The sequence below is a fragment of the Bartonella capreoli genome, from assembly GCF_902813205.1.
In the GTDB taxonomy this organism is placed as follows: domain Bacteria; phylum Pseudomonadota; class Alphaproteobacteria; order Rhizobiales; family Rhizobiaceae; genus Bartonella; species Bartonella schoenbuchensis.
Genome location: NZ_CADDZX010000001.1, coordinates 41126 through 56606 on the forward strand (window position 1 = coordinate 41126; position 15481 = coordinate 56606).

Consider the following 15481-nt stretch of genomic DNA (forward strand, 5'->3'; position numbering starts at 1 on the left):
AATCTATGATACAAAAAGGTGATACAAAATTAAGCAAAGAAGAAATTGAACGTTACGCACGTCATATTGTTTTACCCGAAATCGGTGGCGCGGGACAGCAAAAGCTTAAAACTGCTCGTGTTCTTGTCATAGGTGCAGGTGGTCTTGGCTCCCCTGTTCTTACTTATCTTGCTGCAGCAGGTGTTGGAACACTTGGAATTGTTGATGATGATATTGTTTCACTTTCCAATTTACAACGTCAAGTCATTCATAACACAAATACAATCAATCAATGCAAAACCATTAGCGCTGAAGCCACTATAAAAGCGATAAACCCTCATATTATAGTTGAAAAACATAGTCTACGTTTAGATGAAAATAATGTAGATAAACTGCTCAACGCTTATCATATTGTTATCGATGGAAGCGATAATTTTGCAACACGTTATCTACTTGCTGACCATGCTGCTCAATGTGCTAAACCTTTAATAAGTGGTGCTATAAACCGATTCAATGGCTCACTGACAGTGTTGATGCCTTATAAAGACAATAATCCCCACTATCGCGATTTGTTTCCTAACCCACCTGAAACTGGCGTCATACCCACATGTTCTGAAGTCGGAATTATTAGTCCTCTGCCCGGAGTTATCGGGACATTACAAGCAATGGAAGCTATTAAACTGATCACAAACATTGGTGAACCTTTAGTAGGAAAAATCCTTCTCTATAATGGATTGTCAGCGCAATTTGATGTGATTATCTATAAACGGCCAGATTCTAATGCAAATGCTGCAGCCATTAAAGCTTGCGTATAAGAATTTTGGGGACAAGAAAAAATACGATCTGCACAATCATACTCAACTACTTTCCCTTTATGCATTACAAGTACTTCATGAGCAAGCGCTTTAACGACTTTTAAATCATGGCTAATAAACAAATAACCCAAATGATATTTTTTTTGTAAACGATGCAAAAGATCAACAATCTGTGCTTGCATACTCATATCAAGAGCAGATGTTGGCTCATCAAGCATAATAAAGCGAGGCTTAAGAATAATTGCACGTGCAAAAGCAATTCGCTGTCTTTGCCCACCGGAAAATTCATGGGGATAACGATAGCGCACAGCAGGATCAAGATCAACCTCACGCAAAGCTTCAATCACGCGATCATTACGTTCACAATCAGAAAGATATGGTTCGTGAATCGACAACCCTTCAGTGATAATCTCACTTACAGACATACGTGGTGAAAGCGAACCAAAAGGATCTTGAAAAACAATTTGAATATGGCGGCGTAAAGAACGCATCTGATTGAAAGTAAAATTGCCAATATCAACACCATCAAAATAAATCTGACCTTTGGAAGAAATCATTCGTGTCAGTGCAAGCCCTAATGTTGTTTTCCCTGAACCTGATTCACCAACAACACCAAGTGTCTGACCAGTACGAACTGTAATATCAACATCTTGAACAGCTTTTACATAATCAACTGTTCGCCGCAATAAACCTTTTTTAATTGGAAACCAAACATGTATTTTCTTACCTTGCATCAAAACGGGTGCATTATCATTAGCCTGTAGGGGATAACCTTGAAACTCTGCCGCTAATAATTTCTTTGTATAGGAATGCTGGGGATTGTTAAAAATTTCACTCGTGGTACCATTTTCAATAATTTTCCCCTCTTTCATAACATAAACGCGCTCTGCAACACGACGCACAATAGCCAAATCGTGAGTAATCAAAAGCATTGACATATTGCAGCTTTTTTTAAGCTGCATTAAAAGCTCAAGAATTTGTGCTTGAACTGTCACATCAAGTGCAGTTGTTGGTTCGTCGGCAATTAATAATTGTGGCTTATTTGCAAGCGCCATTGCAATCATCACGCGTTGCCGTTGACCACCTGATAATTGATGTGGGAAAGAACCCAAACGTTTTTCCGGCTCATCAATTCCCATTTGATTCAGCAAATCAATAATACGTGTGCGTAATAATTTACCAGATATGTTTGAATGTATTTTAAGAACTTCACCTATTTGCTGTTCCACAGTATGCAAAGGATTAAGAGAAATCATTGGTTCTTGAAAAATCATAGCAATATCTTTGCCACGAACTTTACGCAAATCCTCTTCTTTCTGTTTCATTAAATCTTGATTATTAAAAAGAATTTCACCTGATTGATAAAGTGTTTTTACACAAGGTAAAAGTTGCAAAATAGATAGTGCTGTTACCGATTTTCCAGAACCAGACTCCCCTACCAGAGCAACTATCTCTCCCTTTCCAATATCGAAAGAAATTTGGTCCACAACGCATTTTTTTTCTTCCGCTTGGCAAAATGCGACCGACAAATTACGTACCGAAAGCATCTTTGTCATTGCAATGTCTTTCGTGGATCAAAAGCATCCCGCACTGCCTCCCCAATAAAAGCCAACAAAGCCAATAAAGTAGCAATAACAACAAAACCTGTAATACCAATCCAAGGAGCGTTTAAGTTAGAAGTAGCCTGCCGCATTACCTCTCCCAAAGAAGGATAACCAGGCGGAAGACCAAACCCCAAATAATCAAGTGATGTCAGTAAAGAAATACCTGATGTTAATAAAAATGGCATATAAGTTAAGGAAGCAACCATAGCATTTGGCAGTAAATGACGTATTATAATAATGCGATTAGGCACACCTAAAGCGCGTGCAGCAGTAATATAGGTAAAATTGCGCGCACGTAAAAATTCTGCACGCACCACACCAACCAATGCAACCCACTGGAAAAGAAGCATAACGCTTAACAATACCCAAAAACCCTGTGCCAAAACAGCAGCCATAATAATAATTAAATAAAGCGACGGTACAGAAGACCATATTTCAATCAAACGTTGACAAATTAAATCAACCCAACCACCAAAATACCCCTGAACTGCCCCTGCTATAACACCAATAATAGTTGAAATAGCTGTCAAAAGAATACTAAAAATTATCGATAATCGAAAGCCATATAAAACCCGCGCAAAAACATCACGTGTTAGATCATCTGTCCCAAGCCAATTCCATCGACTTATCGTGCATTCCGGATCAGCGCTTCCTTGTGCATAATTGATACAACGCTCTTCTTTACTTTGAAGCCAAAAAGGAGGTGATAATGCTACAGTTTTATTACCTACTACTGTATTATAGGAATAACGAACTAGTGGCCACACCGCCCAACCATGTTTTGCAATTTCATTTTGAATTAAAGAATCTCGAAAGTCCGCTACGGCTAAGTTCCCACCAAATTTTTCATCGGAATAATCAAAAAAAACAGGGAATAGCAACTCCCCCTTATAAGAAGCAACAATAGGGCGATCATTGGCAATAAATTCTGCTGAAAAAGAACAAAAACATAAAAATAAAAAAAGCCACAATGAACACCAACCGCGACGATTTTGTTTGAAATTACGCCAACGACGCGCACTCAATGGAGAAAAAAAAGATCGTTTTTGTAACTTCGAGTCACAAAATTGATCATATTTTACCTTTTCCATCATAAATCTTTTCTATCAAAATCAATACGTGGATCAACCAGCATATAAATGATATCAGAAATAAGGCTCACAACAAGACCAATCAGAGAAAAAATATAAAGACAGGCAAATACAACAGCGTAATCACGATTAACAATAGATGTATAACTTAAAAGCCCCATACCGTTTAATGAATACAGCATTTCAATCAATAAAGATCCGCTAAAAAATGAACCCATAAAAGCTGCAGGAAAACTGGCAATTACAATCAATATCGCATTGCGAAAAATATGACCATAAAGAATAGAGCGTTCGCTTAAACCCTTCGCGCGAGCTGTAATGACGTATTGCTGACGAATTTCTTCCAAAAAACAATTTTTCGTTAACAAGGTTGTTGTCGCAAAAGAAGAAATGACCATCGCTGTTAATGGTAAAATTAAATGGTACAGATAATCTAATATCTTGCCTCCAAAGGATAATTTATCAAAATTATCCGAAGTCAAATGACCTAATGGAAACCAATCAAAAAAAGATCCCCCAGCAAAAAAAACCATTAAAAAAATTCCAAAGAGAAAATTAGGAATTGCATAGCCAATAACAATAATAGCACTCGTCCATACATCAAAAGCAGAGCCTTCTTTAAGTGCTTTACGGATTCCTAACGGTATGGAAATAGCATAAGAAATCAGCAAATTCCAAAAACCAAAAGAAAGAGAAACAGGTAGAGCACTCTTAATCAACTCAATAACTGAACGCCCTTGTATATAAGACTCCCCAAAATCAAAACGTATATAATTGCCACACATCGTCAAATAACGCTCCAAAGGTGGCTTATCAAAACCAAATTGCCGTTCAAGTTTGGCAATAAATTCTGGATCCAACCCTTGTGCTCCACGGTATTTAAAACTCCCATAAGCAGATAAATCAGCATGCGCGCCATCAAAAACGCTATCAGAAGAAAGACTAAGATCGCTACCACCAACCATCCGTCCTACAGCATCACCACCCATTCCTTGTAATTGAGCAATAATATTCTCAATAGGTCCACCGGGTGTAAATTGCACAATGACAAATGTTACTGTCAAAATACCAATCAGTGTCGGTATAATTAGTAAGAGACGCCATAGAATATAGGCCACCATTTCCTATTTTACCTTTTGATCAAATCACACCAAATCACTTTAAATAATACATCGCTTACAATTCTTTTGATAACTCGATAAAACCCAAATCACAAATAAAGCTAACTACACATACTTTTAAAGTCAGAACTTCTGGCACAAACTAATCTTGTTTAGCATCTTCATTATCCAGTGGTAAAGGAACAGGGTGATCAGATAGACTGCGTAAATAGAGTAAAAGATCAGCACGATCTTGATCATTTTTAATCCCACGAAATGACATAGTTGTCCCTGGAAATGCTTTACGAGGTGATTGAAGATAGCGATCTAAAGTGGGAAAATCCCATTTTTTATTAGAATTTTCACGTAACACTCTTGAATAAGTAAAATCTTTTGCATCCGCAAAAGGGCGATTTACTATCTCCCAAAGTGTCGGGCCAAGAACACGGTTAGAATTATCACGCCCAGAAGTATGACATAGAGCACACTGACGAAAAATTTTACGCCCATTTTCAAGATCACCTTGTTGAAGACGCTCATTTAACGATAAATAATGGTGAGATAGATCCTGTTTTTCTTTAAGCTCATCATTATCTGCAGTATAAGAATGTTGAACTGATGCAAAATAATTATAAATTACATCACTAAAAATGAAAACTCCCCCCGCAATAATGAGCAAAAACAGAGAAGCACAAATAAAATAGGTAAATGTAGATCGTTTCATTAAAATCTAAATATTCAATTTTTATCATTTTCAGTTTAAGGCTTTTCCTTATAGTATATCATACTAAATATATCAAATATACAACATTTGGAACTCTAGTGATGGCTTTTAAACCACTCATTCTTATTCCCGCTCGCATGGGTTCATCTCGTCTTCCAGGAAAACCTCTCGCTGAAATCGCTGGAAAACCTATGATTATTCATGTAGCTGAACAAGCAAAAAAAGCTGCATTAGGACGTATCATTGTTGCAACGGACCACAATACCATCGCTCAAGCTGTGACAGCTTACGGACATGAATGCATCATAACACGTAGTGACCATCAATCAGGATCTGATCGCATCTATGAAGCTTTAACCATCATTGATCCTGAGCGACACTACAATATCATTGTAAATCTACAAGGTGATTTACCAACAATAACCGCTCACGAAATTATTAGTGCTCTACAGCCTTTAGAAAATGACTTAACTGATATTGCAACTCTGGGTGCTAAACTTATTGAAGAAGATGAAAAAACAAATCCCAATGTAGTCAAAATTATTGGTACACCGCTTTCTCAAAATCGTTTGCGTGCTCTTTATTTCACCCGTGCAACTGCACCTTACGGAAACGGTCCTCTTTACCATCATATTGGATTATATGCTTATCGACGTGAAGCACTTGAACGATTTGTAACTCTTGCACCATCCACGCTCGAACAACGCGAAAAACTTGAACAATTACGTGCATTAGAAAATAATATGCGTATCGATGTAGAAATAATTGATACGATTCCCTTAAGTGTCGACACACAGTCTGATCTTGATAAAGTACGCAAAATCTTAACATAAAGAAATCAACTCTTTGTAATCATATTAACACTTTTGCACCACGTTAAAAATTATCATTAACAATAGCCACACGGCTTATTGTTTCTATTCACATTACCACATAAAGAAAAAAGACATTATCTTTAAAAGCATCTAATTTCTAAGTGTAAACTTCTTTTTATGAAAACGCTGTAGTTTTTAAATGCCATAAGTAAAAAGCTATTAAGATAGACTTGCATTATAGAAGATTACGCTTGGTAATAAGGTATTGATAAGAGCTCCAAATGTATAGAACTTACTCAGTTATTTGGAAAAATGCTTCTTTAAAATCGGATTTGCAAAACACCCTCAATTCAGTTTGAGTAATTTTATACTTCCACATATATTCAATGAAATTCGAATATTGTATAGATTTTCCAACAGATTGGATAACCGAACTTTTAAAAAGAAAAATTAATTTTCACATTAATTAGTGGCGCTCACTTTTATAGCCTAATCACCCCGTAAATTATAAGCTACATTGCAAACAAACATAGAAATAAGAGAAAACTTTGATCAAGAATTACCTATAACAAAGCCAATATTTTATCTACTTCAAACAAAAACATAGGCTACTTTATTATAAAACAAATTTCTTGCATATTCAGCAACCTGCAGTACAAAAATAAAATCATTCAAAAACCGCAAATCACAAAATGTTAAAGAAAAACCAAAAATATTTCTTATGCTAAATATAAATTAAATTCAAAAGAAAGCTTTTTAACTATTCTTTCTACGTTTTTTGTTTCAAAGCTTGATTTTCTTTTTTAAATCGACAATATAAAATTGGGAGGTTGGTGATGGACGAACTACTCGCCAACCGGGTCAGGTCTGGAAAGAAGCAGCCCTAACGAGCTCTGGTACGGGTCATCGTGCCGACCTTCCACTTTTATTAAATGGAATCACGCCTTTGCTATTTTATAAATCTTCGTGATAAGATAAGTGCTCTGCCTCCCAAAAATAAAGAAATCTTGGGTGTTTTTAAGAAATGATTCTATTTTCTTAAAATAAATTGATTGAGAAAAAATCCTTTTATAGTAAAGTATATTTTTAATCTGTGTTTTCATGTCATTGTAATATACTTACAAGAGCTTTAAAAATTGGAATCATTGATGGAAAAACTGCCTGCAGCAACGACTTATCGTGTTCTCGCTCGCAAATATCGGCCTCAAAATTTCTCTGACCTCATTGGTCAAGAAGCAATGGTGCGCACCCTTACTAATGCTTTTGAGACAGGACGCATTGCACAAGCGTGGATGTTAACAGGAATTCGTGGAGTAGGAAAAACCACAACAGCACGCATTTTAGCGCGTGCGCTCAACTACAAAACAAAAAATATCGACCAACCCACTATTGCACTTAATACACTTGGTGAACATTGTGCACAAATTATTGAAGGCCGCCATATTGATGTTATAGAAATGGATGCTGCCTCGCACACTGGTATTGACGATATTCGTGAAATTATTGAACAAATACGTTACCGTCCTGTTTCTGCGCGCTATAAAATTTACATTATCGACGAAATTCATATGCTTTCAACACAAGCATTTAATGGCCTGTTAAAAACGCTTGAAGAACCACCACCCCATATAAAATTTATTTTTGCAACAACAGAAATTCGCAAAGTCCCTATTACAATCCTTTCACGCTGCCAGCGTTTTGACTTACGGCGTATTGAATCAAAAGTTTTAGTAGAGCATTTGCGTAAAATTGCTAAACATGAAAAAATTAAAGTAGAAGATCAAGCTTTATCTCTAATCGTTCGTGCTGCAGAAGGGTCTGCGCGTGATGCTTTGTCTATTTTTGACCAAGCTATTGCCTATAGCAATGGTAAAGTCAGTACTGTTTCAGTACGCACAATGTTAGGGCTAGCTGATCAAGCGCGTATTATTGATCTGTTTGAATTTGTTATGAAAGGAAATATTGTCAGTGCATTGAGTGAATTACGTAGCCAGTATGACGCAGGTGCCGACCCTTTTATGATATTAACAGAATTATCTGACTTCAACCATTTGGTCACACGGTTGCGTTTGACACCAGAGATAGCTGGAGATCTCTTCTTAACAGAAGAGGAACGTTTAAGAGGTTTGGACTTTTCACAAAAACTTTCTATTCCCGTTCTTTCCAGAACCTGGCAAATTTTGCTCAAAGGCTTACAGGAGGTCAATAAAGCTGCACGCCCTATTCAAGCTGCTGAAATGATATTGATTCGCCTTACCCACACTGCTGATCTGCCAACTCTTGATGAAGCGTTGAAAAAACTCACGCAAGAAAAAACATCTCTCACAATTACCGAAAATAATTCCCATCAAGAAGCCAACAATGTAAACCATAGCGTAAAAACTGGTGGTGGACAGACTCACTCTTTCTCACAAATTTCAAACTCACAGCAAAACCAACATAACTTAAAAACAACCGTAACTAATCAACCCAGCCTTTCCGTTCAACCAATAGAATCATTAAAAATTCAAGCTCCTGAAAATACAGATTCTTTTAAAACAACAGAAAGTCTTGATAACATTCAAACTATCGAATCTTCTAACAATGTTGTTCATTTACCGTACGCTTCTTCTCAACCAGAAACGGAAACAACAGAACAAAAATCCTTAAATATAAACTCCCTACATGATATCGTTAATTTAGCTGAACAACACCGTGAAACACATTTCAAATTGCTCATCAAAGAATTTGTTCATCCTGTTTCTTTTGAACCAGGGCATATAACATTAAGACTTGCTGAAAATGCTCCGCGTTCACTAGCTCGTGATATAAAAAAAATGTTACATCAATGGACTGAAAAAAAATGGACAATAACTTTCGTCACTGAAGGGGGAGGACCAACCTTACAAGAAGAAAGCGCAGCCGCTCAAAAGGCTCTTTTTTCTGATGTAGAAACAGATCCTGATATCGCAACAATTCTCAACCATTTCCCAGGAGCAAAAATTGTCGATATTCGTCTGAATAAACAAGAAAATGATCTTGATTTAACTCCTCATATCTTCGACAATGAAAACAATGATCATACAAATGATGAATAAGGAAATTAATTACTATGCGTGATATGATGGGCATGATGAAAAAAGCCAAAGAAATGCAAGAAAAAATGCAGCAAATGCAAGATGATTTGGCTAATTTGCATATAACAGGTACAGCCGGCGGCGGGCTCGTTAGTATCACCTTAAATGGTAAAAATATTATATCAGCAATCAAAATTGACCCGTCACTAATCAATCCTGAAGAGGTTGAAATACTTGAAGATCTCATTATGGCAGCTCATAATGAAGCTAAAGCAAAAATTGAAACGGCTATAGCAGAAAAAACACAAAGTATAACAGCAGGTTTACCGATTCCACCAGGTTTCAAGCTTCCGTTTTAATAAAGTGGCTTTAATTTAATCTTTTGGAATAATGGTATGTCTCAACACATTGCAGGCCCTGAAATTGAGCGCCTCATTCAACTTTTAGCGCGAATACCAGGTCTTGGACCGCGTTCAGCACGCCGTGCTGCCCTTCATCTCATCAAGAAAAAAGAAATACTATTGGAGCCATTAGGGGCAGCAATACAAGAAGCTGTAAACAAAGTAAGCATTTGTTCTATTTGTGGCAATGTGGATACAACTGACCCTTGTTTGATTTGTACAGACCCTCGCCGTGATAATACAACGATTATTGTTGTTGAAGATATTTCTGATCTCTGGGCTCTTGAACGAGCCGGAATTTTACCAGCACGTTATCATGTATTAGGTGGACGACTATCCCCATTGGATGGAATAGGCCCAGATGAACTCAACATTACTTCTTTAATAAACCGTGTTATTAATGATTCAATTACAGAAGTTATTCTAGCTGTTAATGCAACTGTTGAAGGGCAAACAACAGCGCATTATATCACCGATCAACTGTCTAATTTTTCAATTAAAATTACCCGACTTGCCCATGGAGTACCAGTTGGTGGTGAACTAGATTACCTCGATGATGGAACTTTAGCTGCAGCCTTACGAGCGAGAACCAATCTTTAAAATGTATTCTTTTTACTTCTTGCTATTTTTGCTATTTACTCTTATCTTGCTATTTCTGCTATCATATTTAAAGGAAAAAAGGCCAAAATGTTAAATAAAAAATTACCGTTTCTCATTAATTTTGGTCCTGGCATTTTAATATGCATATTTGTATCAGCGTTAGCTTATAGTTTAGAAATCATAGAAAAACAACTTTTTACAGAACTGTGGTTTGAAAGTCTTGTTTTGGCAATTTTATTAGGGTCTATTATTCGTAGTTGTTTTATTCTCCCAGAATCTCTGCAAAGAGGTATAACCTTTTGCTCAAAAACACTTCTCGAAATTGCTATTGTACTCCTAGGTGCAAACATTAGTATTCATACTGTTTTTTCAGCTGGTTGGAATCTACTTGTTGGCATCTTATTCGTCATATTTATAACTATTCTTATCAGTTTTGCCATTGGGCGTCTTTTTGGGCTTTCTTCACATTTAGCAATGCTCATTGCATGTGGTAATGCTATTTGTGGTAATTCAGCTATTGTAGCAACTGCATCCACTATTAAAGCTAAAAATACAGATGTAGCCGCATCCATTGCTTTCACTGCTCTCTTAGGGGTTATTGTTATTTTTACTTTGCCCTTTTTGCAGCCACTTTTGAATTTATCATTTAATCAATATGGTGTTCTTGCGGGCATGACTGTCTATGCCGTACCACAGGTTTTTGCAGCAACAGCCCCCATATCTTTTGTAAGTGTTCAAATTGCAACAATTGTAAAGTTGGTACGGGTTTTAATGCTAGGTCCTCTTATTTTTATTCTATCAATCATCTATCGCCAACCAGGACAAACACACTTACGCTTACATACTCTTATTCCATGGTTTATTATTGGTTTCATTATGATGATGCTTACACGCTCAGCTGAACTGATCCCTACAATGGCTCTCAACCCTATTAATTTCACTGCTCAAATATTTACTGTCATTTCAATGGCAGCAGTAGGATTGGATGTTGATATTCGTTCATTAAAAAAAGCAGGATGGAGCGTTATTTCTACTTCAACCCTCTCTATATTCATCCTCAGTACTCTTAGCTTTCTCATGATAAAACTTATTAATCTCAATCATATAATATTTTAAAATTTGGCCAGTCTTCATAGTGCCAAACATTTCAGATTAATAATTGCCTTCTATAAAACTATCATGACCTAAACATCCGAACAATTTTAGATCTTCTATATTATCCATGCTTTTCTTAACGCTGCATATGAACTTTATGGTTCTTTTTCGGTTACTCCTTGATAATTGTAATATTTTTAGTGATACCCTTGCGTACACTTTTACCATGCTATAAAAAACACACATTAAACATTAATCTAGTCTGAATAAAATATTTCCAAAAACGTAATGTTTATTAATATTGCAATTGTCTTCAAACATTGCAAAATATAAAAATACTCAAAAAGTTATAATTAATTCTTTATCTGTTGTTATATCCAGTCAAAATGCGTTCATGTTCATCCTTGCTATAGACACCGCTTCAATTTATTGTGCCGTTGCACTTACCCATCATCAAGCTGTTATTGCGCGTATCAGCGAATGCATTTCCAAAGGCCATGCTGAAAAACTCATCGGTCAAATTGCACAAATAATTGACCAAACCGACATCACATTTGATCAAATTGATCGGATCGCCATTAATATCGGACCTGGATCATTTACAGGTGTACGTACAGGTGTTTCGACTGCAAGAGCTTTAGCATTAGCACTAGAAGTACCAGCCATTGGGGTGAGTACACTTGAAGCATTAGTAGTACAAGCAATTAACAAAAATACTATGTCACCAATCACTGCTGTCATTGAAGCTGGTAGAGGAATGTTCTATTATCAAAATTTTAACAAAGACCTTACAGCTTTATGTGCACCTGGCTTACAAACACTCGAGAATATCGTCGCAGCTTTACCACAACAAACAGTATTAACGGGTCCAGCTGCCGATATTATTGCTTTGCACATCACAAACAATAAAATAAACACCACAACTATATCAGATCTCATTCCATGTGAAGCGGCTGATGTTTTAACCTATGCTCACCTTGCGGCAAACAAACAGCCACAAGCTGCACCTCGCCCACTTTATTTACGCGATGCTGACGCAAAACAAAACGCCAGTTTTGTCTTACCACGAAAAAATAATGGCTAAACTTTCATCCATAAAAAAACATTTTGAGATTGCATCGCTACAAACTGATGATAGCGCTCTTCTTCATCAAATTCACCAAAATTGTTTTATTCCGGTTTGGGAAGAACAAACATTTGATACTTTTTTAAAAGATCATTCTATTTTTGGCTACAAAGTTTACCTTATTAATCAGCCTGATCAAATTTTAGGATTTTGTCTATGCCGTCTTATTCTTGATGAAGCAGAAATTATTACAATTGCTGTCCAACCTCATTACCAAAGACAAGGAATTGGTTCTTTGCTTGTCGATAGTGTACTTTGTTATCTTCAACATGCGCGTGCCGCAAAGCTATTTTTAGAAGTTGAAGAAACCAATCTTTCTGCCTTGGCTCTTTATCAGCATTTTGAATTCAAAAAGATTGCTAAACGTCTTGCTTACTATCAATCAACAAATGGCCGCAAAAATGCAATCATCATGCAAAAAACTTTTAAGCAAACAGATTGAGATTTATGCAAAAAGCGTTTAGGAATGCATCATGAAGCAGTCGCATCTTAAGAATACACTTTCTATTTCTCCCCAAAAGGTTTTTATCAAAACCTATGGCTGTCAAATGAATACTTATGACAGCCAACGAATGAACGATAGTCTTAGTGCCGAAGGTTATGTAACTACACAAACACCAAATGATGCTGACCTTATTCTTGTTAACACCTGCCATATTCGTGAAAAAGCAGCAGAAAAACTTTATTCTGATCTTGGTCGCTTGCGGATGATACGTCAAAAACGTGCACCTGATAAACCTTTAATAATTGGTGTGACGGGCTGTGTTGCACAAGCCGAAGGAGATGAAATCTTGCGTCGTGCACCAACAGTAGATCTTGTTGTTGGACCGCAAATGTATCATCGCTTGCCAGAGTTATTAAAACAAGCCAAACAAGGAAAAAAAATTGTTGAAACGAATTATGCTGTTGAAGATAAATTTACTCATTTACCACCTCATAATAAACATGCTGTGCAAAAACGGGGTGTTAGCGCATTTTTAACAATACAAGAAGGATGTGACAAATTTTGCACCTTTTGTGTTGTTCCTTATACACGGGGTGCTGAAACATCACGACCTGTTGAACAAATTACTCATGAAGCCATCCAACTTATTGAAGCTGGTGTCAAAGAAATTACGCTTTTGGGGCAAAATGTAAATGGCTGGCATGGACAAAGTGCTAATGGAAAAACTTGGCGCCTTGGTGACCTTCTTTATCATCTTGCCAAACTTGATGGTTTAAAGCGCTTGCGTTATACAACCAGCCATCCACGCGATATGGATGACAGCCTTATTGCTGCACATCGCGATCTTGATATGCTTATGCCTTATCTGCACCTTCCTGTCCAATCTGGTTCAGATCGTATCTTAAAAGCAATGAATCGCCAACACAAAAGTATTCATTATCTTAAACTTATTGAAAAAATTCGTACCGCACGACCAGATATTGCTTTTTCAGGCGATTTTATTGTGGGATTCCCAGGTGAAACTGATGAAGATTTTGAAGAAACCATTAAACTCATTAAACAAGTGGGTTACAGTTCAGCTTATTCTTTTAAATATTCCCCCCGTCCTGGAACACCTGGTGCAACAATGAAAAACCATGTCGATGAAACTGTGAAAAATTCTCGCCTTCAACGTTTACAAGCACTCCTTCTTGACCAGCAACATACATTTTTACGTTCTAAAATTGGTCAAAAAACCAATATCCTTATTGAAAAATCTGGTCGCCATCTTGGGCAAATGGTAGGTCGCTCTCCTTGGCTTTTACCTGTTGTTGTAGATGCACAAGTCTCTACAGGCACTATTATGGAGATTCATATTAAAAATGCGAGTTCAAACAGTTTCGTCGGAGAAAAAGTGAATATTTAAAAACACTCCTAAAGTTTTGTTCAAAGTATTAACTCAAAAAACTCTTTTATTTTTAAAGAAAAAAATTATATCTTAAATGTATCATACTTAAACAACACAGGAGAATAGGTTGAAAGTATCAACCGAAAAACCAAAACACATCAAAAAGGCAATAAATGCCTCCCCCAAAAACATTAATATCTTTGAAAAAACGAGCTTATCGGAAGCTGATCATATTGTTTTAACTTTTGAAAATAACAACTATGCAAAAATGGTTTTTGGAAAATTCGATGAAAATCTTTCTTATATTGAACAAAAACTCGGACTTAACATTTACCCACGTGGTAACAAAGTTTCAATCCGTGGAAGTGCTGCTGCTACAAAACACGCGCAATATGCATTAGGCCAGCTCTACAAACTAGCAAAAACACGTCAAGAGCTTACTTTATCAGATACAGAAAGTGCACTCACTATGGCAAATTTGCCAAATGAAAAGCAAAAGTCTCCAAAAACAATTCAATCTGCGACAAAACATGTACCAATACAATTGAGCACTCATAAAAAAACAATCTACCCTCGCACCCAAATGCAAGAGGCTTATCTGCGAGCAATGGAGTGTTCTGAACTCGTTTTTGGTATAGGTCCAGCAGGAACCGGCAAAACATATCTTGCTGTTGTTCACGCTGTAACGCTCTTAGAACGCGGTATTATTGAACGAATTATCCTCTCACGTCCTGCAGTTGAAACTGGGGAACGTCTTGGTTTTCTTCCTGGTGACCTCAAAGAAAAAGTTGATCCTTATTTACGCCCGCTTTATGATGCCCTTTACGATATGATGTCTGCTGAAAAGATAGAGCGCATTTTAGCTTCTGGAATCATAGAAATTGCTCCTCTCGCTTTCATGCGCGGACGGACACTTGTTCATTCAGCTGTCATCCTTGATGAAGCACAAAATACTACACCCATGCAAATGAAAATGTTCCTCACACGTCTTGGAGAAGGAGCGCGTGTTGTTGTTACAGGTGATATAAGCCAAATTGATCTTCCGGCAGGGCAAAAGTCAGGTTTAACGGAAGCAATTCGCATTCTTTCAGATATAGAAAATATTTCGATCGTTCGTTTTGACGAAAAAGATATTGTACGCCATCCTCTTGTTGCTGCTATTGTCCGCGCTTATGATCGCGATTCTGGCAAACAAGCAAAAAAGTATCATTCTAATGATCTTGATTAAAAAATGAATTAAATC

General features: G+C 36.8%; 14 protein-coding genes and 1 other RNA gene. 11 read left to right on the forward strand and 4 right to left on the reverse strand.

The features are described from left to right. Positions 1 to 5: 5 nt before the first annotated feature. Positions 6 to 794 carry a molybdopterin-synthase adenylyltransferase MoeB gene (locus J7R05_RS00170; protein WP_208540689.1) on the forward strand — a complete coding sequence of 263 codons (789 nt, stop codon included), beginning with the start codon at positions 6 to 8 and terminating at the stop codon, positions 792 to 794. Here the strand turns inward: J7R05_RS00170 and J7R05_RS00175 are convergent. From J7R05_RS00175 to J7R05_RS00190, 4 genes are all read right to left on the reverse strand, one after another. Then, the gene (locus tag J7R05_RS00175; RefSeq protein WP_208540690.1) at positions 740 to 2350 is read right to left on the reverse strand and encodes an ABC transporter ATP-binding protein; all 1611 of its coding nucleotides are present in this window, start codon (positions 2348 to 2350) and stop codon (positions 740 to 742) included. The genes J7R05_RS00170 and J7R05_RS00175 overlap by 55 nt on opposite strands. Continuing rightward, the gene (locus J7R05_RS00180) at positions 2347 to 3492 is read right to left on the reverse strand and encodes an ABC transporter permease (RefSeq protein ID WP_425490144.1); all 1146 of its coding nucleotides are present in this window, start codon (positions 3490 to 3492) and stop codon (positions 2347 to 2349) included. Before J7R05_RS00180 ends, J7R05_RS00175 begins: the two co-directional genes overlap by 4 nt. After that, positions 3489 to 4610, reverse strand: a complete 1122-nt coding sequence (locus J7R05_RS00185) for a microcin C ABC transporter permease YejB (RefSeq protein ID WP_208540691.1) — start codon at positions 4608 to 4610, stop codon at positions 3489 to 3491. The genes J7R05_RS00180 and J7R05_RS00185 overlap by 4 nt, the downstream gene beginning before the upstream one ends. A gap of 142 nt (positions 4611 to 4752) precedes the next feature. Next, positions 4753 to 5313 carry a c-type cytochrome gene (locus tag J7R05_RS00190; protein ID WP_208540692.1) on the reverse strand — a complete coding sequence of 187 codons (561 nt, stop codon included), beginning with the start codon at positions 5311 to 5313 and terminating at the stop codon, positions 4753 to 4755. Positions 5314 to 5414: 101 nt separating this feature from the next. Here J7R05_RS00190 and J7R05_RS00195 point away from each other — a divergent pair, with 101 nt between their 5' ends. The 10 genes from J7R05_RS00195 to J7R05_RS00240 all read left to right on the forward strand — a co-directional run bounded on the left by J7R05_RS00195 (position 5415) and on the right by J7R05_RS00240 (position 15466). Beyond that, positions 5415 to 6146, forward strand: coding sequence for a 3-deoxy-manno-octulosonate cytidylyltransferase (locus J7R05_RS00195; protein WP_208540693.1), 732 nt, complete (start codon positions 5415 to 5417; stop codon positions 6144 to 6146). An 807-nt stretch (positions 6147 to 6953) separates the two neighbouring features. Next, an RNA gene (gene ffs / locus J7R05_RS00200) (signal recognition particle sRNA small type) lies at positions 6954 to 7051 on the forward strand. 225 nt (positions 7052 to 7276) lie between these two features. After that, positions 7277 to 9205: a DNA polymerase III subunit gamma/tau gene (locus tag J7R05_RS00205; protein ID WP_208540694.1), complete on the forward strand. Its 1929-nt coding sequence runs from the start codon at positions 7277 to 7279 to the stop codon at positions 9203 to 9205. Positions 9206 to 9219: 14 nt separating this feature from the next. Further along, entirely contained in the window at positions 9220 to 9543 is a 324-nt protein-coding gene (locus J7R05_RS00210) for a YbaB/EbfC family nucleoid-associated protein (protein ID WP_010703301.1), read from the forward strand. Between the two features lie 36 nt (positions 9544 to 9579). Next, positions 9580 to 10185 (forward strand): recombination mediator RecR, encoded by a 606-nt coding sequence (recR, locus tag J7R05_RS00215; protein ID WP_010703300.1) that lies wholly within the window; start codon positions 9580 to 9582, stop codon positions 10183 to 10185. 87 nt (positions 10186 to 10272) lie between these two features. Continuing rightward, positions 10273 to 11301: a YeiH family protein gene (locus tag J7R05_RS00220; protein ID WP_208540695.1), complete on the forward strand. Its 1029-nt coding sequence runs from the start codon at positions 10273 to 10275 to the stop codon at positions 11299 to 11301. A gap of 373 nt (positions 11302 to 11674) precedes the next feature. Further along, on the forward strand, positions 11675 to 12364 hold the full coding sequence (gene tsaB, locus J7R05_RS00225; protein WP_208540696.1) for a tRNA (adenosine(37)-N6)-threonylcarbamoyltransferase complex dimerization subunit type 1 TsaB: 690 nt from the start codon (positions 11675 to 11677) through the stop codon (positions 12362 to 12364). After that, a complete protein-coding gene (gene rimI, locus J7R05_RS00230; protein ID WP_208540697.1) occupies positions 12357 to 12848 on the forward strand; it encodes a ribosomal protein S18-alanine N-acetyltransferase in 492 nt (163 codons plus the stop codon). The genes tsaB and rimI overlap by 8 nt, the downstream gene beginning before the upstream one ends. 31 nt (positions 12849 to 12879) lie before the next feature. Continuing rightward, positions 12880 to 14256: a tRNA (N6-isopentenyl adenosine(37)-C2)-methylthiotransferase MiaB gene (gene miaB, locus J7R05_RS00235; protein ID WP_010703297.1), complete on the forward strand. Its 1377-nt coding sequence runs from the start codon at positions 12880 to 12882 to the stop codon at positions 14254 to 14256. 109 nt (positions 14257 to 14365) lie between these two features. Then, the gene (locus J7R05_RS00240; RefSeq protein ID WP_208540698.1) at positions 14366 to 15466 is read left to right on the forward strand and encodes a PhoH family protein; all 1101 of its coding nucleotides are present in this window, start codon (positions 14366 to 14368) and stop codon (positions 15464 to 15466) included. Positions 15467 to 15481 lie beyond the last annotated feature (15 nt).